Source organism: Streptomyces melanogenes, assembly GCF_014649795.1.
Classification (GTDB): Bacteria; Actinomycetota; Actinomycetes; order Streptomycetales; family Streptomycetaceae; genus Streptomyces; species Streptomyces noboritoensis.
In genome coordinates this window covers 435,989-454,189 of record NZ_BMTS01000003.1, presented here as the reverse complement: position 1 = coordinate 454,189, position 18,201 = coordinate 435,989, and the positions used below count along the sequence as shown (strand labels likewise).

The window sequence follows — 18,201 nt, the reverse complement described above, 5'->3', positions numbered from 1 at the left end:
TGGCTGATACGTATCCCGCCCGCCCCGCGCCCCGGCCGTGACCACTAGCGTTCACTCCGTTACACACGCATGTACGTACATCCGCACGCGACCGCGCGGGGCGAGCAGGAGGACGAGGGGGACGGCAGTGACCGAGGCGCCGGATGCCGATGTGGCCCCGGACTGGTTCAGTCCGGTGGAGCTGCGGATGTGGGAGAACTTCCGCAACGGCAGCCCTTACGACCTGCGCACCCGCAGCCGGGTGCGGGACGACCCGTTCTCGGGGCGCGTCTGGGGGCCCGAGCGCCAGGTGAAGGCCCGGGCGGTGGCGCTGCTGCTGCTCCACGGGCCGCCCGCGCTGCCCGGCCGGGTCGCGGCCCTGAAGCTGAACGGCGTGCAGATCGTCGGGACGCTCAACCTGTCGGGCGGCACGGTCACGCCGTACGTGGAGCTGAACAACTGCCGGTTCGAGAACGAGGTGCTGCTGCCGGAGTGCCGGGTCACCACCGTGCGGATGGTGAACTGCGCGATCCCGCGGATCGAGGCGGCCCGTTTGCAGACCGAGGGCGATCTGCATCTGCCGCGCTGCCGGATCGCCCGCGGCATCCGGCTCACCGACGCCCACATCGGCACCGATCTGCTGCTCAACCAGGCCGTGATCCACCCCGACCGCAAGGGCCGCTCGATCGCGGCCGACGGCCTCTCGGTCGCCCAGGACCTCCAGGCCGAGCTGATCGAGTCGTACGGGGAGGTGAGCCTGCGGGCGGCGAAGGTCGGGGTGACGTTCAGCCTGCGCGGCAGCCGCCTGGTGAACCCGGAGGGGCGGCGGGCGCTGAACGCCCCGCAGCTGACCGTGGAGCGCACGCTCTACATGACGGCGGCGGCCGTCTCCCCCGGCGCCACCGAGACCACCACCCCGCCGTACGGGACGAACTACTCCGGCACCCCGGCCCGGGGCACCCGGGTGCAGCCGTTCGTCTGCGAGGGCGGGCTGCGCCTGGACGACGGCCGGTTCGGGGACGCCGTGGACCTGCAGAGCGCGCGCTTCGTGATGCGGGACTACCAGGAGCTGTCGCTGCGCCGGGTGCAGACGCCGGAGCTGCGCTTCCTCGGGGAGCGGCCGGAGCGGGGCCGGGTGGTGCTGTCGGGCGCCCGGGTCGTCAACCTGGTCGACATGTCGACGAGCTGGCCGGGGCCGGGCGGGCTCGCGATGGGCGGCTTCAGCTACGACAACCTGATCCCGCGCGGCCTCTTCCCGCTGTCCAGACGGCTCGAGTGGGTGGCGGCGGCGACTCCCGAGTACGCGCCGGAGCCGTACGAGCGCCTGGCGACCGTGCTGCGCAACAGCGGCGAGGACGCGGACGCGCGCGAGGTGCTGCTCGCCAAGCAGCGCCGGCGCCGCGAGACCCTGCCGCTGGCGGGGAAGCTGTGGGGCGTGCTCCAGGACCTGACCGTGGCCTACGGCTACCGGCCGGGGCGGGCGGCGCTGTGGATGGCGGTGCTGTGGGCGATGGGAGCGCTGGCGTTCTCGCACTACGACCCGCAGCCGATCAAGGCGGACGAGCACCCGGACTGGAACGCCTCGCTGTACGCCCTCGATCTGCTCGTGCCGGTGATCAATCTGGGGCAGGACGGCTACTGGAAGCTGCACGGAAGTTGGCAGTGGGTCTCGGCGGTGCTCATCGTGCTCGGCTGGATCCTGGCCACCACCGTGGCGGCGGGTGCCTCGCGCCTGCTGCGGCGTGGCTGAAATTTGCCGGTCCTTGACCCGCCCCCGTACAACCGTCACGGCCGCCACACACTCTTCACCGCACACCTCTGGCGGAGCTCCCACCTGCGGTTTTCAATGGTTCACACCATGTCATTCGTACGCGCCCTGCTCCGTGCCGTCCGCGCGGTCAGGCACACCCCGCACCTCGCCGCCGACCTCCCGGCCGACGAGGATCTGCTCCTCGACGCGCCCGACGGGCGGCTCGGCCCCGCGCTGGTGGCCGCCGCCCGGGGGGAGTACGCAGCGGCGGCCGAGCTGCTCGCCGTCACCCGTGAGTCGGCCGAGTGGGAGAACCGCGACCGCTACACCATGCGGCTCGCGGCCTTCGCGGTCAGCCGCCCGGACTGGCTCGCCGACTGGCTGGCCGCCGCGCCCCGGGACCCGGACGCGCTGCTGGTCAAGGCGGAGCTGGCGATCGTACGGGCGTGGGGCTCGCCCGCCCGCGCCGAGCTGCTGCGGGAGATCGCGCCGCTGATCGACGCGGCGGCCTCGGCCGAGCCCGCGGACCCGGTGCCGTGGCGCATCGCGCTCGACCACGCGCGCGGCACGCACGCGCCGCACACCGTCTTCGAGTCGCTGTGGACGGAGGCGATCGGCCGCTCCTCGCACCACTACGGCTGCCATGTCGCCGCACTGCAATACCTCTCCGCCCAGTGGTACGGCTCGCACCGCGAGTGCTTCGGCTTCGCCGAGGAGGCCGCGGCGGACGCGCTGCCCGGCTCGCTCGTCCAGGCGCTGCCGGTGCGGGCCGCGTTCGCCTGCCTCGCCGCCGACCCGGGCGGGGCGCCGACCGGCAGGCAGAGCCCGCAGGAGCTGTTCCGCGACCGGATCGACACGGCGGCCGACCTCGCCATCGCGCTCTCCGCCGCGTACGAGCCGGGCGACCCGTGGCCCGCCGAGGTGCGCAACCTGCTGGCGTACGTCCTGGTCGTACGGGAACGGTGGGAGGAGGCCCTGGAGCAGTTCCGCCGCATCGGCCCCTACGCCACGGCCTTCCCGTGGGCGCGGCTCGACGACGACCCGCTGGGGCGGTTCACCGAGCTGCGCGACGGGGTGCGCCGGCAGGTCGCGGCGCGGACTCCGACGGGGCGCGAACGCGGCCCCGCGGGCGCTGTGGCCGAGCCCGTCGACGCCCCGGGGCAGCCCCCGGCGAAGGCGCCCGGGCGGGCCGCCGGGCTGCCGGGCGCGGGCGCCCTCGGGAAGCCCGGACGCAGCCGGTCCGGCGACCATTACGCTTGAGCGTTGTGACCACCGCTCGCCTCCCCCTCTTTCCGCTCAACTCGGTCCTGTTCCCCGGCCTCGTCCTGCCGCTGAACGTGTTCGAGGAGCGGTATCGCGCCATGATGCGCGATCTGCTGAAGTCCGGCCCGGACTCCGGCTCCGCCTCCGACGACGACGAGCCGCGCCGGTTCGCCGTGGTCGCGATCCGCGACGGCCGGGAGGTCGCGCCGACCGGGCCCGGGCTGCCCGACCAGACGGCGATCCCGGAGAAGGGCCCGGCGGCCGGGTTCGGCTCCGACCCGATCCAGGCGTTCCACCAGGTGGGCTGTATCGCGGACGCGGCGACGATCCGGGAGCGGTCGGACGGCAGCTTCGAGGTCCTGGCCACGGGCACCACCCGCGTGAAGCTCCTCTCGGTGGACGCGAGCGGGCCCTACCTCACGGCCGAGCTGGAGGAGCTGCCCGAGGAGCCGGGCGAGGAGGCGGGGGCGCTGGCGGAGGGCGTGCTGCGGGCGTTCCGGGCGTACCAGAAGCGGCTGGCGGGCGCGCGCGAGCGGTCCGTGACCGGCTCGGCCGAGCTGCCCGACGAGCCGTCGGTGGTGTCGTACCTGGTGGCGGCGGCCGCGGTGCTCGACGTCCCGGCGAAGCAGCGGCTGCTCCAGGCGCCGGACACGGCGACGCGGCTGCGCGAGGAGCTGAAGCTGCTGCGCGCGGAGACGGCGGTGATCCGCCATCTCCCCTCGCTCCCGGCGGTGGACCTGACCCGCTCCCCCACGAGCCCCAACTGACGTAAGGAAGCGCTGAGTTGGCGAAGAAGAAGGCGGCCGGGGGCACTCCGGCGACGGTGGCGCTGACGGCGGCGGGCACGGAGTTCACGGTGCACGCGTACGAGCACGACCCCTCGTCCGGGTCGTACGGCGAGGAGGCCGCGGCGGCCCTCGGCGTCTCTCCCGACCGCGTCTTCAAGACGCTGGTGGCGGACGTCGACGGCGAGCTGACCGTGGCGGTGGTCCCGGTGGCGGGCTCCCTCGACCTCAAGGCGCTGGCGGCGGCGGTCGGGGGCAAGCGGGCGGCGATGGCGGATCCGGTGGCGGCGGAGCGGACGACGGGGTATGTCCGGGGTGGGATCTCGCCGCTGGGGCAGCGGCGGCGGCTGCGGACGGTCCTGGACGCGTCGGCCTCGGCCCATGCCACGATCTGCGTGTCGGCTGGGCGCCGGGGCCTGGAGGTCGAGCTGGCGCCCGGGGACCTGGCGGCGCTGACGGGTGCGGTCCTCGCCCCGGTGGCGCGCGGCTGACTCTGCTGTTGTCCGGTAAGGGCTCTGGACACATCGCTCAGGGGCGAGCAAGTTGCCCCCATGTCGAAACGAACCCGCAAGCGGAAGTGGCGAATCAAAAAGGGCCGAGCGAACCACGGCCGCCGCCCGGCGTAGTTTTTCCCCACCCCGCCCCTTCCCGAAAGCCCTGGCCGGGCGGCTGGGTGCTTCGGCTGCGGACCGCGGTGGGTTGCGCGCGCAGTTCCCCGCGCCCCTAGGTAGTTAGGGGCGCGGGGAACTGCGCGACCAGCCACATACGGCCCGCAGACGAATGCGAGCGGGGTGCAGGGGCCGCAGGCCCCGCAAAGGGGTCCGGGGCGTAGCCCCGGGAAAGCCGCCTCCCCCCCCCACCCACCCCCGGAGGGTTTAGGGAAGGGGCGGGGAGGGGCTCACAGCTCCGCAGGAGGCCACGGCTCCGGGTCGCGGGGGCCGAACAGGGCCGTCAGGCCCAGGTGGGACGCCATCGCCGCCACGGGCCACGCCAGCAGCGCCCCCTTCGCGTTCAGCTTCAGCGGCGCGTCGAACACGACCCCCTTGCCCGCCGCCCGCGCCGCCGCCACCACGTCCTGGTTCGGCCCCAGCCACACCCCGACCCGCCAGGCCAGCCAGGACCCGAGGAGCCCGCCCACGGCGAGCCCGGCCACCAGGGGGATGCCGCCGCGCCTGCGGAGCAGGAAGACTATGGCCGCGCACACCACCCCGAACCCCAGCGCGAGCAGGATGAACGTTCCGTCCGCCCCGATCGCCTCCTCGCCCTCCGTGTCCTTGAGGAACACGGCCTTGTCGTCGGAGATCAGCGGCACCCGGGGCGCCAGCCACACCCACAGCAGCCCGAGCAGCACACCCGTGACCGCCACCGCGACCGCCGCGATCACGGCGTCCCGCAGCTCCGCCTTCATCGCGGGGCCCTCCTCCCGTACGGGGACACCCGGCCCGGAACCGGGGTGTGCGGAGTTCTGCCAGGCGTCGTCGTCCGGTGGCTGCTGGTGAGGCGGCGTCAGAGGTGCGGTCACCCCGCCATCGTGCCAGGCGCTCCTGTGCGGCGCCTCACCGGGAGACCGCCGCCCGGCGGTACGCCCAGGTCGCCACGAGCAGCGAGACGACCCCGACGGCCGCGCAGACCGCGAGGTCGAGGGAGATGACGGCCCAGTCGGGGTGCGAGCCGAAGCTGTGCGCGAAAGCCTCCACCCCGTACGTGGAAGGCAGCAGATCACGTGCGTACGCGATCGGTCCGGGCAGCCGGTCGGCGGGCAGGACGCCGAGCAGCAGCGCCGCCGACATGCCCAACTGGCCGAGCAGGGTCGCCAGTTCCTGGCGCGGGGCCAGGAGTCCGAGGGCCGCGCCGAGCCCGGCGAGCGCGGCGCCCGCCAGCGGGATGACGGCGGCCAGGACCCACAGGTGCGCCAGCGGGAGTCCGAAGAGCACACAGCCGGTGATCGCCGTCACCAGCGTGCCGGGCACCGTGAAGGAGGCGTACGCGGCGGCCGCGCCCAGCACCACGGACGCGGGCGGCACCGGCAGCGTCGCGTAGTGGTCGAGCCCGCCGCCCGCCCGCAGCTGCCCGAAGTACTGCGCGAGCAGGTTGAGCGCGACGAAGGCGACCACCAGCACGCTCGACCCGGCGACCACGGCCCGCGCCTCGCTGCCGCCGTCCACGACCCCCCGCATCAGGACCATGATCCCGATCGACTGGAAGGTCGCCACGAACAGCAGCGGGATGCGGGCCACCTTGGCCCGGGAGAGCTGGGCCCGGTAGACGGCCGAGAGGGCGGGCAGCAGCCGCGCCCGGGGCGCGAGCGGCGCGGCCGCCCCGGCCCGTTCCGCCGGGGCGGCGAGCGCCTCCGGGGGAGCCTCCACGGAAACCTCCAGGGGAAACGCGCTCACGCCTTCACCAGACCTTCCGTACGGCCGCCGAGGGCGAGGTAGACGTCTTCCAGGCTCGGCGTGGCCAGGGTGAAGTCGTCGAGGGCGGCGAACGCGGGCCCGCCGGTGACCGCCGCGACGGCGGCGCGCGCGGCGTCGGGGCCGAGCCGCAGCACCCAGCGCCGCCCGGACTCCTGCGCCCGCGGGCGCAGCGCCGCGACCTCGGGCAGTTCGACGGGCGCCCGCTCGCGCCACACCAGCTCGACCCGGACCTCGGAGGCGACCCGTTCCTTCAGGCCCGCCGGGGTGTCGCAGGCGATGACCTTGCCGCGGTCCAGGACGGCGACCCGGTCGAGGACGGTCTCGGCCTCGATGACGTTGTGGGTGACGAGCAGCACGGTCGCGCCGCGCTCGGCCCGGCGCCGGTCGACGGCGGCCCAGACGGCCCGCCGGGCCACCGGGTCCATGCCGGTGGTCGGCTCGTCGAGGACGAGCACGGGCCGGTCGCCGACGAGCGCGGCGGCGAAGCAGGCGAGCCGCCGCTGACCGCCGGAGAGCTTCTTCAGCGGCCGCCCGGCGAGCGCGGTCAGCCCGAGCTCCTCCAGTACGGCGTCGCGCTCGGCCCGCGCGGCCTTGGCCGGGAGCCCGCGCAGGCGGCCGGTGGTCTCGGCGGCGAGCGACACGGTCAGCTCGTCGAGGGCGGTGGACTCCTGGCCGAGGTAGCCGATCAGCCGGGCGGCCCGCTCGGGGTGGCGCACCAGGTCGTGGCCGAGGACGTCGACGCTGCCGGAGTCCGGCCGCATCAGCCCGGTGAGCTGGCGCACCAGGGTCGACTTGCCCGCGCCGTTGGGCCCGAGCAGGCCGAAGATCTCGCCGCGTCCCACGTCGAGGTCGATCCCGTCGGTGGCCCTGATCTCGGGCGTACCGGCCGAGCCGCGTCGTCCGCGCGCGGCGGGGTACGTCTTGGTGAGGCCCCGCACCGCGCAAACGGTGCCGGCCCGCGCCGCTGCTGTGCCGGTACTCACGGACAACGAGCCTACGGGGTCGGCCGGGCTGCCCCGCGCCCGGACCCCTGTTTGTTCCGTTCGCCGAACGACCGGCACCGAGGAGCCGAACCGTCCGGTTCGCCCCGGGGCGCCGGGCGCGCGGCGGTGCCCGCCGCGCGCCCCGCCGCGCCCTACTCCCCCACCGGCTGCCGCTCGGCCGCCGCCCTGACGTCGATCTCCCGCCAGAAGCCCGCCCGGATCGCGTACCGGTCGTGCTCGTCGATCTGGTCGTCCTTGTGGGCGAGCAGCCCGAACCGCGCCGCGTACCGCAGGAGCTCGCCGTCGATGCGGTGCGGGATGCGCGGGTACATCGTGGACAGCTTCTGTACATGGGTGGTCTCCGGCAGGCGCTCCATCCAGCGGCGGGCGAAGACCTGCCCCACCTCGTACGGGTCGCCGCCGACCGTGGTGATGTCCTCCTCGCGGTCCGCCCAGCGCTGCTCGGCGCTGGTCAGCTGGGCGAGGGTGGGCAGCGAGGCGGTCTCCGGGGACTCGCCGAGCGTGGAGCCGGGGCGCTCGACCCAGCCTTTGTCGGAGGACCAGCGCAGGGTCGCGTGCGGGGCGTGCGGCGAGGTGGCCTGCGCGCCGGGTCCGCGCAGGCCCGCCAGGTCCTTGGGCGTGGGCACGCCCTTGACCGCGGTGCCGGGCGCGGGGCTGACCGCCGTGCCGTTGCCGACGGCCGCCGGGGCCTGGGCCGTGCCGTTGCGCGCGGCCGCGGCCTGGGCCTCCGCGGCCCGCTCGGCGGAGGCGGCGAGCGCCGACTCGGGCAGCGGGGCGGAGAGGATGGCGGCGATCTCCGGGCGGGGGGCCGCGGCCGGGGCGTACATGGTGCTCAGTTCCTTGACCCGGACCGCCTGGGTGATCCAGGCGCGGTCGAGGACCCGGCGTTCGTCGGCCTCGGCCACCAGGTCCTCGGACTGGTTGTAGTCGCCGTCGGCGGCCTGGACGGCCCACAGGTGCACCGCGACGCCGTGTTCCTTGGCCGACATCAGTCCGGGCAGCAGATCGCCGTCCCCGGTCACCAGGACCACGTCCGAGCAGGCGCGATTTCTGGCCAACTCGGTGAGCTCGGCGTGCATCGCCGCGTCGACGCCCTTCTGCGCCCACCGCCCGTCGCTGCGGGTCAGTGCGCCCAGCCGGACCGTCACCCGGGACATCACCCGCAACCTGCGGTGTTCCGGCTGGGGCACCCGGTCGGGGGCGCCGTCGAACCAGTAGATCCGCAGCAGCGGCTGCTCGGTGTCGGCCTCCGCACGCTCGCGCAGCGCCTGGATCAGGGCGGCGTGGTCGACGGTGATCCGTGAACGGGCGGGCTCTCCGGCCAGAAGGCTCGCGGCCGCACCCAACAGGTAACCCGCATCCACAAGGACGACGCAGCGGTCCACGCGTTCCACCCTCTTTCATAACCTTGAAAATCAAAAGATCAGAGGCAAAGGAGATCAGGGAGATAAGAGTGCAGGAGATCGAGAGATCAGGGAACGTACTTCGGGTTTCCTTCGAGTCTGCCCGACCCTGCGAGGGTTAACGGCCGGAACTCGATCATCGGCGTGGCGGACTCTTCCGCTGCGCATCCATTACGTTCGACTACGCACGGTAATCGTCGGAAATGCGTTCTTTGTCGGGACGTGTGAGGCTGGCAGCGGCCCTGGACCCTAGTCCCCCCAGGAGGCATCACCATGGCCAAGAACAAGTCCGGCCGTAAGCAGCAGGCCGCCTCGCAGGCCGAGCGCGGTCAGCAGGACGCCGTCAAGCAGGCGATGGAAGCGCAGTCCCAGCCCCAGGCGCAGGCCCAGGGCAGCCCGGCGGATGTTGCCCGTAAGCACCAGCGTCGCTTCGGCCACAACTGATAATTCCACACGCACCAGGCACACAAATACGGAAGGGGCGCGCCCTATTTGGACGCGCCTCTTCCGTATGAAATAAAAAGTCCGCCGGCGCTCAGCCCGCCAGGCAGGACGGGCCGAGCAGCACCTTCAGATCGCCGAAGAGGGCCGGGTCCGGCTGGACCCGGTGCCGGTCGAGCCGGAGCACCGTGGTCGTGCGCGGCCCCTGGAGCTTGATCCGCACCTCGGTGTTGCCCTTGTGGTGGCCGAGAATCTCGCCGAGCCGGCTGACCATCGGCGGGGTCACCTTCACCGTCGGGATGGTGAGCACCACCGGCGCGTTCGTCCCCGCCGACGACAGGTCCGGGACCATCAGCTCCATCGCGACCAGGCGCGGGATGTCCTCGCGCTTGTCCAGGCGGCCCTTGACGAACACCACCGCGTCCTCGACGAGCTGGGTGGAGACCAGCTGGTAGGTCGCCGGGAAGAACATGCACTCGATGGAGCCCGCCAGGTCCTCGACGGTGGCGATCGCCCAGGCGTTGCCCTGCTTGGTCATCTTGCGCTGGAGGCCCGAGATGATGCCGCCGATGGTCACGACCGCGCCGTCCGCGTGCTCACCTCCGGTGAGCTGCTGGATGGAGGAGTCGGTCTTGTCGGAGAGCACGTGCTCCAGACCGAAGAGCGGGTGGTCCGACACGTACAGACCGAGCATCTCCCGCTCCTGGGCGAGCAGGTAGGACTTCTCCCACTCGACGTCGGAGAACTCGACGTCGAGGCCGAAGCCCGGCTCGGAGGAGCCGTCGTCGGAGTCGCCCATCCCCCCGAAGAGGTCGAACTGCCCCTCGGCCTCCTTGCGCTTGACCTGCACCACGTTGTCGATCATCGGCTCGAAGTGCGCGGTGAGGCCCTTGCGGGTGTGCTTCATCTCGTCGAAGGCGCCGGCCTTGATCAGCGACTCGACGGTCCGCTTGTTGCAGACGACCGCCTCGACCTTGTCGAGGAAGTCGGGGAACGAGCTGTACTTCCCCTTCGCCTTGCGGGACTTGATGATCGAGTCCACCACGTTCTGACCGACGTTGCGCACGGCGGTCAGACCGAACAGGATCACGTCGTCGCCCTGCGCCGAGAAGTTGGACTCGGACTCGTTGACGTTGGGCGGCAGCACCTTGATGCCCATGCGGCGGCACTCGTTGAGGTAGACCGCCGACTTGTCCTTGTCGTCCTTGACGGAGGTCAGCAGCGCCGCCATGTACTCGGCGGGGTAGTTCGCCTTGAGGTAGGCGGTCCAGTACGAGACGAGGCCGTACGCGGCGGAGTGCGCCTTGTTGAAGGCGTAGCCCGCGAAGGGGACCAGGACGTCCCAGAGGGCCTTGATGGCCTCGTCGCTGAAGCCCTTCTTCTTGGCGCCTGCCTCGAAGATGACGAAGTTCTTCGCCAGCTCCTCGGGCTTCTTCTTGCCCATCACGCGGCGGAGGATGTCGGCCTCGCCGAGCGAGTACCCGGCGATGATCTGGGCGGCCTTCTGGACCTGCTCCTGGTAGACGATCAGGCCGTAGGTGACGGCCAGGACCTCTTCGAGGGGCTTCTCCAGCTCCGGGTGGATCGGGGTGATCTCCTGCTGCTTGTTCTTGCGCAGCGCGTAGTTCGTGTGCGAGTTCATGCCCATCGGGCCCGGGCGGTAGAGCGCGGACACGGCGGAGATGTCTTCGAAGTTGTCGGGCTTCATCAGTCGCAGCAGGGACCGCATGGGCCCGCCGTCGAACTGGAAGACGCCGAGGGTGTCGCCGCGCTGGAGCAGCTCGAAGGTCGTCGGGTCGTCGAGCGGCAGCCCGAGCAGGTCGATGTCGACGCCCTTGTTGGACTTCACCATCTTGACGGCGTCGTCCATGATCGTCAGGTTGCGCAGACCCAGGAAGTCCATCTTCAGCAGGCCGAGCGACTCACAGCTCGGGTAGTCCCACTGCGTGATGGTCACCCCGTCGGTGTGGCGCACCCACACCGGGACGTGCTCGGTAATGGTCTCGCTGGACATGATCACGCCGGCCGCGTGCACACCCATCTGCCGGACCAGGCCCTCGACGCCCTTGGCGGTGTCGATGACCTTCTTCACGTCCGGCTCGTTCTCGTACATCCCCCGGATCTCGCCCGCCTCGCTGTAGCGCGGGTGCTTGGGGTCGGTGATGCCGTTGAGGTCGATGCCCTTGCCCAGGACGTCGGCGGGCATCGCCTTGGTGAGGCGGTCGCCCATCGCGTACGGGTAGCCGAGGACGCGGGCCGAGTCCTTGATCGCGTTCTTGGCCTTGATCTTGCCGTAGGTGCCGATCATGGCGACCTTGTCGGCGCCGTACTTCTCCGTCACGTACCTGATCACCTCGACGCGCCGACGCTCGTCGAAGTCGATGTCGACGTCGGGCATCGAGACGCGCTCGGGGTTGAGGAACCGCTCGAAGATCAGACCGTGCGGGATCGGGTCGAGGTCGGTGATGCCCATCGCGTACGCCACGATCGAGCCGGCCGCGGAGCCTCGGCCGGGGCCGACCGCGATGCCCTGCTTCTTGGCCCACATGATGAAGTCGGCGACCACGAGGAAGTAGCCGGGGAAGCCCATCGAGATGATGGTGTCCATCTCGTACTCGACCTGCTTCATGCGGTCGTCCGGGATGCCTCCCGGGAAGCGGCGGTGCATGCCGCGCATGGTCTCCTCGCGGAACCAGGTGACCTCGGTGTAGCCCTCGGGGATGTCGAACTTCGGCATGAGGTTCTTCGCCTCGAACATGCCGCTGACGTCGATCTGCTCGGCGACCAGGGCCGTGTTGGCGCAGCCCTGCTGCCAGGCGTCGGAGGCGTCGATCGCGTACATCTCGTCGGTCGACTTCAGGTAGTAGCCGGTGCCGTCGAACTTGAAGCGGTCGGGGTCCGAGAGGTTCTTGCCGGTCTGGATGCACAGCAGCGCGTCGTGCGCGGTGGCCTCGTGCGCGTACGTGTAGTGCGAGTCGTTGGTGACCAGGGGCGGGATGCCCAGCTCCTTGCCGATCTTCAGGAGGTCGTCGCGGACCCGGCGCTCGATGTCGATGCCGTGGTCCATCAGCTCCAGGAAGTACCGGTCCTTGCCGAAGATGTCCTGGTAGTCGGAGGCGGCCTGGCGGGCCTCCTCGTACTGCCCCAGGCGCAGCCGGGTCTGGAGTTCGCCGGAGGGGCAGCCGGTGGAGGCGATCAGGCCCTCCGACCACTGGGAGATGGTCTCCTTGTCCATCCGGGGCCACTTCTGGAGCCAGCCCTCGGCGTACGCGTCGGAGGAGAGGCGGAAGAGGTTGTGCAGACCCGTGGCGTTGGCCGCCCAGATCGTCTTGTGGGTATAACCACCCGAACCGGACACGTCGTCGCGCTTCTGGTGTGGCTGGCCCCACTGGATCTTGCGCTTGTTGCGGCGGGACTCGGGCGCCACGTACGCCTCGATGCCGATGATCGGCGTCACGCCCGCCTTCTTCGCCGTGTGGAAGAAGTCGTACGCCCCGTGCAGGTTGCCGTGGTCGGACATCGCGATGTGCGTCATGCCCATCTCGTTGCACGCGTCGAACATGTCCTTGAGCCGCGCGGCACCGTCCAGCAGCGAGTACTGGGTGTGTACGTGAAGGTGCGTGAACGGCGGCTTCGACACGGCGGGGGCCTCCATGGCGGGGAGAGGGGGACAGCCTGGAAGTCTACGTCGACCCACTGACAGCCGTCGGGCACTCCGGGGTACGGTCACGCGTTGGAAGGGGCGGAATCACCCGTCCCATTTGTTGCGCATCTCTACCCGCACGTACGCACCAGGAGGCACCCGGCGATGTCGGTCCCGCAGCACACCACCGAGGAGCGCGGCGAGCAGATCCTCGCCGTCTTCGGCACCGCCTTCGGCGAGCTCCTGGCCGCCGACCCGGCCGCGTTCCGGGTCAAGTTCCGCAAGATGGCGGCCTCCGCGTTCGCCTTCTACCGGGGCACGGCCTGCCTGTTCTACGCCGACCTGGACGCCGAGAAGCGCGGCGGGCCCTACCTGGACGAGCGCACCGGCCGGGTCTGGATCCACGGCGACCTGCACGCCGAGAACTTCGGCACCTACATGGACGCCAACGGCCGCCTCATCTTCAACGTCAACGACTTCGACGAGGCGTACGTCGGCCCCTTCACCTGGGACCTCAAGCGCTTCGCCGCCTCGCTGGCCCTGGTCGGCCACGCCAAGGCGCTCAGCGACGGGCAGATCACCGAGCTGGTGCGGATCTACGCCGCCGCCTACCGCGAGCGCATCCACGCGCTGGCGACCGGCGCCAAGGGCGACGAGGTCCCCTCGTTCACGCTGGACACGGCCGAGGGGCCGCTCCTCGGCGCGCTGCGCTCGGCACGCGCGCGTACGCGCTTCGCGCTGCTCGACTCGATGACCGAGATCCGTGAGTACGAGCGCCGCTTCTCCGAGGACGACGGCTCGATAGAGCTGGACGCGGCGACCCGCTACAAGGTGCTGGCCGCCTTCGACGGCTACCTGGAGACGCTGCCGGACTCCAGCCTGCTGCGGCCCGACTCGTACCGTGTCAAGGACGTCGTCGGGCGGCGCGGGATCGGGATCGGCTCGGCCGGTCTGCCCTCGTACAACATCCTTCTCGAGGGCCACAGCGACGCGCTGGAGAACGACGTCGTGATCTACATGAAGCAGGCGCAGACCCCGGCGGTCTCCCGGCACGTCACCGACCCGGGGGTGCGCGGCTACTTCCAGCACGAGGGCCACCGCACGGTGATCTCGCAGCGCGCCCTCCAGGCCGCCGCCGACCCGTGGCTGGGCTGGACCGAGCTGGACGGGGCGGGCCAGCTGGTCGCCGAGGTCTCGCCGTACGCGGTGGACCTGGACTGGTCGGACATCGACGAGTCCGACCAGATCGCGGCGGTCGTCGCGGACCTGGGCCGGGCCACCGCCACCATGCACGCGGCGGCGGACGACGAGAGCGGCCACTCGGACCTGGTGCCGTTCTCCACCGAGCGGGCCATCGACGCGGCGATCGCGGCCGACGAGGAGGGCTTCGCGGACCTCCTGGTGGAGTTCGCGCACAGCTACGGGGCACGGGCCCGGGCCGACCACCAGATCTTCGTCGACCTGTTCCGTAACGGTCGGATTCCGGGTCTCTAGTCTCAGGGAATTCTTAGGTCCCGCCGACGGCGGGGCGTGGCAGACTTCAGCACCGATGGACGTATCAGGGACCCGGCTCAGAGCGGCACGCGCGGCGCTTTTCACGGCGCTCGTCGTGGCGCTCTCCAGCGCGTCCCACGTCCTGCTCTCCCGCGTCCCGCTGCCGGTGCCCCTGGTGGCCGGCGCGGCCTGCGCGGTGTTCCTGATCGCGTACGCGCTGGCGGGCCGCGAGCGCGGCTTCTGGTCGATCGCCGGGCTGCTCGTCCCGCTGGAGCTGGCCGCCGACACCGTCTTCTCCACCGGCCAGCACGTCTGTTACGGGCCCTCCGGCGGCCCGGTCGCGGGCGCGCTGCGGTCGGTGGGCGTCAATGTGCTGTGCGGCGGGAGCGTGGGCACCGAGCTGCCCGGCGTCGCCGGGTCCCGGGCGGGCGCGGCCGTGCTGCTCGCCGGTCCCGCGCCGGCCGTGCCGTGGCTGCTGCTCGCCGCGCACGTGAGCGTCGGACTGCTCGCCGCGGCCTGGCTGCGGCGCGGCGAGGCCGCCCTGGCGCGCCTGGTGCGCACGGTCGGGGTGCTGGCGTTCCGGCCGCTGCTGCTCGCGGTCGCCGTGGTGGGCGGCGCGATCCGTCCCGTACGGGCGCGGGTGCGGCCCGTGCGGCGCGCGGGCCCGCCGTCGAACGCCCGGCTGCTGGTGCACTGTGTGGGGCGGCGGGGTCCGCCCCGCGCCGCGCTGCTCACCGCCGTCTGAGCGACGGCCTTCCCGAGCGCATCGACCCGCCCATCGGGTCCCCCTCAGCACTTTCTCACCTGCCCTACCTGCCACACGGAGAAAACGATCATGAGCAAGCGCAACAGCCAGGCCAACAAGGCAGCCGCCCGTGAGCGGCTGAAACTGGAGCGCGAGCGCCAGGCCAAGAAGGACAAGGTGCGCCGCCAGGTGGTCGTCGCCGCCTCGATCGTCGGCGTCCTCGCGATAGCCGGCGGCATCGGCTACGCGGTCGTCCAGGGCAACAAGCCCGGCGAGTGGGACGCGGCCAAGGACAAGACCCTGGTCAAGCCCGCCAACACCACGGGCGACGACGGCACCACGGTGGTCATCGGCAAGCCCACCGCCAAGAAGACCCTGGAGATGTACGAGGACCCGCGCTGCCCGGTCTGCTCGGTCTTCGAGCAGCAGGTCGGCGCCACGGTCAAGAAGGACGTCGACGCCGGCAAGTACAAGGTCCAGTTCATCGGCGCCACCTTCATCGACAACGGCAGCCCGGGGGTCGGCTCCAAGAACGCGCTCAGCGCGCTCGGCGCCGCGCTCAACGTGAGCCCCGAGGCGTTCATGGAGTACAAGGCGCAGCTCTACTCGGCGAAGTGGCACCCGGCCGAGACCACGGACAAGTTCAAGAACGACGACTACCTGATCGAGATCGCCGACAGCGTCCCGGCCCTCAAGGGCAACGCCAAGTTCCAGCAGGCGGTCAAGGACGGCACCTTCGACAAGTGGGCGCTCACCATGTCGAAGAAGTTCGACGACAGCGGTGTGACGGCCACGCCGACCCTCAAGATGGACGGCAAGACGATCACCGCCGAGAACAGCAAGAACGCCCCGCAGGACCCGGCCGCGTTCACCGCCGCCATCGACAAGGCCCTCAAGGGCTGACGCCTCCCCGGGAGGCCTTCGACGGGTCCGGGCGCTGACGCGCGCTCAGATGACCGCCGGCGAACGGGCAGACAAACTTTTGCCGCGAGTCTGCCCGTTCGCGCTACCCATCAGTAAGGTGTGCGGCTGTGACCAGTCGATTCACCTCAACCCCCACCCGCCGCACGGTCGTCAAGGCCGCTGCCGCCACCGCTGTCGTCGCCGCGCCCCTGGTGGCCGGCGCGACCGCCGCCGCCGCGGACCCCGCCGCGGCCCCCGCCTTCCTGCACGGCGTCGCCTCCGGCGACCCGCTGCCCGACGGCATCCTGCTGTGGACCCGGGTCACCCCCGCTCCCGACGCGGTGCCCGGCTCCGGCAAGGGCCAGGACACCGAGGTCTCCTGGGAGATAGCCGAGGACAAGGCCTTCGCGCGGATCGTGGCCCAGGGCCGCACCACCGCGACGGCCGCGTCCGACCACACCGTCAAGGCCGATGTGCGCGGCCTGCGCCCGGCGACCGCGTACTGGTACCGGTTCGCCGCGGGCACCGCGCTCTCCCCCGTCGGCCGTACGCTCACCGCCCCCGCCACGGACGCGGCGGCCGCCAACGTCCGCTTCGGCGTGGTCTCCTGCTCCAACTGGGAGTCCGGCTACTTCTCCGCCTACCGCCATCTCGCCGCCCGCTCCGACCTGGACGCGGTGCTGCACCTGGGCGACTACATCTACGAGTACGCCTCGGGCGCCTATCCGGAGGCGAAGTACGTCGTACGACAGCACGAGCCGGCCCACGAGATCCTGAACCTGGCCGACTACCGCACCCGGCACGGCAAGTACAAGACGGACGCGGACCTCCAGGCGATGCACCACGCGCACCCGGTGATCGCGATCTGGGACGACCACGAGTTCGCCAACGACGCCTGGTCGGGCGGGGCCGAGAACCACACACCCGGCACCGAGGGCGACTGGGCGACGCGCGTGTCGGCCGCCAAGCAGGCCTACTTCGAGTGGATGCCGGTCCGCCCGTCCATCGCGGGCACCACCTACCGGCGCATCCGCTACGGCAAGCTGGCCGATCTGCACCTGCTCGACCTGCGCTCCTTCCGCTCCCAGCAGGCGAGCGTGGGCAGCGGCAAGGTGGACGACCCGGAGCGCACCATCACCGGCCGCGCCCAGCTGGACTGGCTCAAGTCGGGGCTCTCCGCCTCGAACGCCGCCTGGCAGCTGGTCGGCACCTCCGTGATGATCTCCCCGGTCGCCTTCGGCGCGCTGCCGGCCGAACTGACCGCGCCGCTGGCGGAGTTGCTCGGCCTGCCCAAGGAGGGCATCGCCATCAACGTCGACCAGTGGGACGGCTACACGGACGACCGCCGCGAGCTGCTCGGCCACCTGGTGGACAACGGCATCAAGAACACCGTGTTCCTCACCGGCGACATCCACATGGCGTGGGCCAACGACGTACCGGTGAAGGCGGGCACCTACCCGCTGTCGAAGTCGGCGGGCACCGAGTTCGTGGTGACGTCGGTGACCTCCGACAACCTGGACGAGATGCTGCACGTCGCCCCGCACACCGTGTCGCTGGTGGCCGCGGCCGCGATCAAGGCCGCCAACCGCCATGTGAAGTGGGTCGACATGGACTCGCACGGCTACGGCGTCCTCGACGTCGACGCCCAGCGCTCGCAGATGGACTACTACGTGGTCTCCGACAAGCGGAAGCAGGACGCCACGTCCTCGTGGACCCGCTCGTACCGGACGCTCAACGGCAGCCAGAAGGCCGAGCGGGTCTACTCGCCGGTGGTCTGACGCCCGCGCGCTAGAGCGACGCGAGGAAGCCGAGAGCGACGGCCCAGCTCTTCTCGGCGGCCTCTTCGTCGTAGTCCGGCAGCTCCGGATCGGTGTACAGGTGCCCGGCGCCCGGGTACCTGTACACCTCCGCGTCGGCGCCGATCCGGCCCATGCGCAGGTACCAGGTGTTCAGCCAGTCGTCCGTCTCGAACGGGTCCGGGTCCGCCACGTGCAGCTGTACGGGCAGCTCGTCCACCGAGGCGCCCTCGGCGATGTCGGCGGTGCCGTGCAGGAGCAGCAGGCCGCGGGCCTTCTCGTCGCCGAGCGCGAGGGTCTGGGCGAGCGAACCGCCCAGCGAGAACCCGGCGTAGACCAGGCCCTCGTCGGAGTGCGGGGCGGCGGCCAGGATCGCGCGCTTGAGCAGCTCGTCGTTGCCGATCCCGTCGCGGATCGTCATGCCCTCCTCCAGGGTGTCGGCGGTGCGGCCGTCGTAGAGGTCGGGCACGTGCACCACGTGTCCGGCGGCGCGCAGCCGCTCGGCCGCCTCGTGCACGGCGGGCCGCAGGCCGTACGCCGAATGGAAAAGCATGATGTTCATGAGGCCATGGTGCCAGCTA

The 18,201-nt window shown here is 71.6% G+C and carries 16 protein-coding genes; 10 read left to right on the top strand and 6 right to left on the bottom strand.

Annotated elements, in window-relative coordinates; all coding sequences use genetic code 11:
* Positions 1-127 precede the first annotated feature (127 nt).
* The 5 genes from IE252_RS09100 to IE252_RS44595 all read left to right on the top strand — a co-directional run bounded on the left by IE252_RS09100 (position 128) and on the right by IE252_RS44595 (position 4,403).
* Positions 128-1,729, top strand: a complete 1,602-nt coding sequence (locus tag IE252_RS09100; RefSeq protein WP_190088796.1) for an oxidoreductase — start codon at positions 128-130, stop codon at positions 1,727-1,729.
* A gap of 96 nt (positions 1,730-1,825) precedes the next feature.
* Positions 1,826-2,989, top strand: a complete 1,164-nt coding sequence (locus tag IE252_RS09095) for a hypothetical protein (RefSeq protein ID WP_229848129.1) — start codon at positions 1,826-1,828, stop codon at positions 2,987-2,989.
* 5 nt (positions 2,990-2,994) lie between these two features.
* A complete protein-coding gene (locus IE252_RS09090; RefSeq protein ID WP_190088795.1) occupies positions 2,995-3,759 on the top strand; it encodes an LON peptidase substrate-binding domain-containing protein in 765 nt (254 codons plus the stop codon).
* Between the two features lie 17 nt (positions 3,760-3,776).
* Positions 3,777-4,268, top strand: coding sequence for a Cys-tRNA(Pro) deacylase (gene ybaK / locus IE252_RS09085; protein ID WP_190088794.1), 492 nt, complete (start codon positions 3,777-3,779; stop codon positions 4,266-4,268).
* Between the two features lie 60 nt (positions 4,269-4,328).
* Positions 4,329-4,403: a hypothetical protein gene (locus IE252_RS44595; protein ID WP_465270266.1), complete on the top strand. Its 75-nt coding sequence runs from the start codon at positions 4,329-4,331 to the stop codon at positions 4,401-4,403.
* A 272-nt stretch (positions 4,404-4,675) separates the two neighbouring features.
* Here IE252_RS44595 and IE252_RS09080 read toward each other — a convergent pair whose 3' ends face one another.
* The 4 genes from IE252_RS09080 to IE252_RS09065 form a co-directional block, all read right to left on the bottom strand.
* Positions 4,676-5,299: a DUF2567 domain-containing protein gene (locus IE252_RS09080; protein WP_190088793.1), complete on the bottom strand. Its 624-nt coding sequence runs from the start codon at positions 5,297-5,299 to the stop codon at positions 4,676-4,678.
* 34 nt (positions 5,300-5,333) lie between these two features.
* Positions 5,334-6,143, bottom strand: coding sequence for an ABC transporter permease (locus IE252_RS09075; protein WP_229848171.1), 810 nt, complete (start codon positions 6,141-6,143; stop codon positions 5,334-5,336).
* Between the two features lie 23 nt (positions 6,144-6,166).
* Entirely contained in the window at positions 6,167-7,174 is a 1,008-nt protein-coding gene (locus IE252_RS09070) for an ABC transporter ATP-binding protein (RefSeq protein ID WP_190088792.1), read from the bottom strand.
* A gap of 152 nt (positions 7,175-7,326) precedes the next feature.
* A complete protein-coding gene (locus tag IE252_RS09065; RefSeq protein WP_190088791.1) occupies positions 7,327-8,589 on the bottom strand; it encodes an NYN domain-containing protein in 1,263 nt (420 codons plus the stop codon).
* 282 nt (positions 8,590-8,871) lie between these two features.
* Between IE252_RS09065 and IE252_RS09060 the strand changes: the two genes are divergently transcribed.
* Complete coding sequence (locus IE252_RS09060) at positions 8,872-9,042, top strand: hypothetical protein (RefSeq protein ID WP_180357147.1); 171 nt, start codon at positions 8,872-8,874, stop codon at positions 9,040-9,042.
* 91 nt (positions 9,043-9,133) lie between these two features.
* Here IE252_RS09060 and dnaE read toward each other — a convergent pair whose 3' ends face one another.
* Entirely contained in the window at positions 9,134-12,679 is a 3,546-nt protein-coding gene (gene dnaE, locus IE252_RS09055) for a DNA polymerase III subunit alpha (RefSeq protein WP_190088790.1), read from the bottom strand.
* 168 nt (positions 12,680-12,847) lie between these two features.
* Between dnaE and IE252_RS09050 the strand changes: the two genes are divergently transcribed.
* The 4 genes from IE252_RS09050 (at position 12,848) to IE252_RS09035 (ending at position 17,602) form a co-directional block, all read left to right on the top strand.
* Positions 12,848-14,176, top strand: a complete 1,329-nt coding sequence (locus tag IE252_RS09050; protein WP_190088789.1) for a DUF2252 domain-containing protein — start codon at positions 12,848-12,850, stop codon at positions 14,174-14,176.
* A 55-nt stretch (positions 14,177-14,231) separates the two neighbouring features.
* The gene (locus tag IE252_RS09045; protein ID WP_190088788.1) at positions 14,232-14,921 is read left to right on the top strand and encodes a hypothetical protein; all 690 of its coding nucleotides are present in this window, start codon (positions 14,232-14,234) and stop codon (positions 14,919-14,921) included.
* A gap of 90 nt (positions 14,922-15,011) precedes the next feature.
* Positions 15,012-15,824 (top strand): thioredoxin domain-containing protein, encoded by an 813-nt coding sequence (locus IE252_RS09040; RefSeq protein ID WP_190088787.1) that lies wholly within the window; start codon positions 15,012-15,014, stop codon positions 15,822-15,824.
* A gap of 128 nt (positions 15,825-15,952) precedes the next feature.
* A complete protein-coding gene (locus IE252_RS09035; RefSeq protein WP_190088786.1) occupies positions 15,953-17,602 on the top strand; it encodes an alkaline phosphatase D family protein in 1,650 nt (549 codons plus the stop codon).
* A gap of 10 nt (positions 17,603-17,612) precedes the next feature.
* Here the strand turns inward: IE252_RS09035 and IE252_RS09030 are convergent, their stop codons facing one another.
* Positions 17,613-18,182 (bottom strand): dienelactone hydrolase family protein, encoded by a 570-nt coding sequence (locus IE252_RS09030; RefSeq protein ID WP_190088785.1) that lies wholly within the window; start codon positions 18,180-18,182, stop codon positions 17,613-17,615.
* Between the last annotated feature and the right edge of the window lie 19 nt (positions 18,183-18,201).

Coding starts and splice junctions, on each gene's coding strand:
- IE252_RS09060 (WP_180357147.1), top strand. CDS start 8,872: ATGGCCAAGAACAAGTCCGGCCGTAAGCAGCAGGCCGCCTCGCAGGCC.
- IE252_RS09040 (WP_190088787.1), top strand. CDS start 15,012: ATGAGCAAGCGCAACAGCCAGGCCAACAAGGCAGCCGCCCGTGAGCGG.
- IE252_RS09050 (WP_190088789.1), top strand. CDS start 12,848: ATGTCGGTCCCGCAGCACACCACCGAGGAGCGCGGCGAGCAGATCCTC.
- IE252_RS09095 (WP_229848129.1), top strand. CDS start 1,826: ATGGTTCACACCATGTCATTCGTACGCGCCCTGCTCCGTGCCGTCCGC.
- IE252_RS09045 (WP_190088788.1), top strand. CDS start 14,232: ATGGACGTATCAGGGACCCGGCTCAGAGCGGCACGCGCGGCGCTTTTC.
- IE252_RS09030 (WP_190088785.1), bottom strand. CDS start 18,182: ATGAACATCATGCTTTTCCATTCGGCGTACGGCCTGCGGCCCGCCGTG.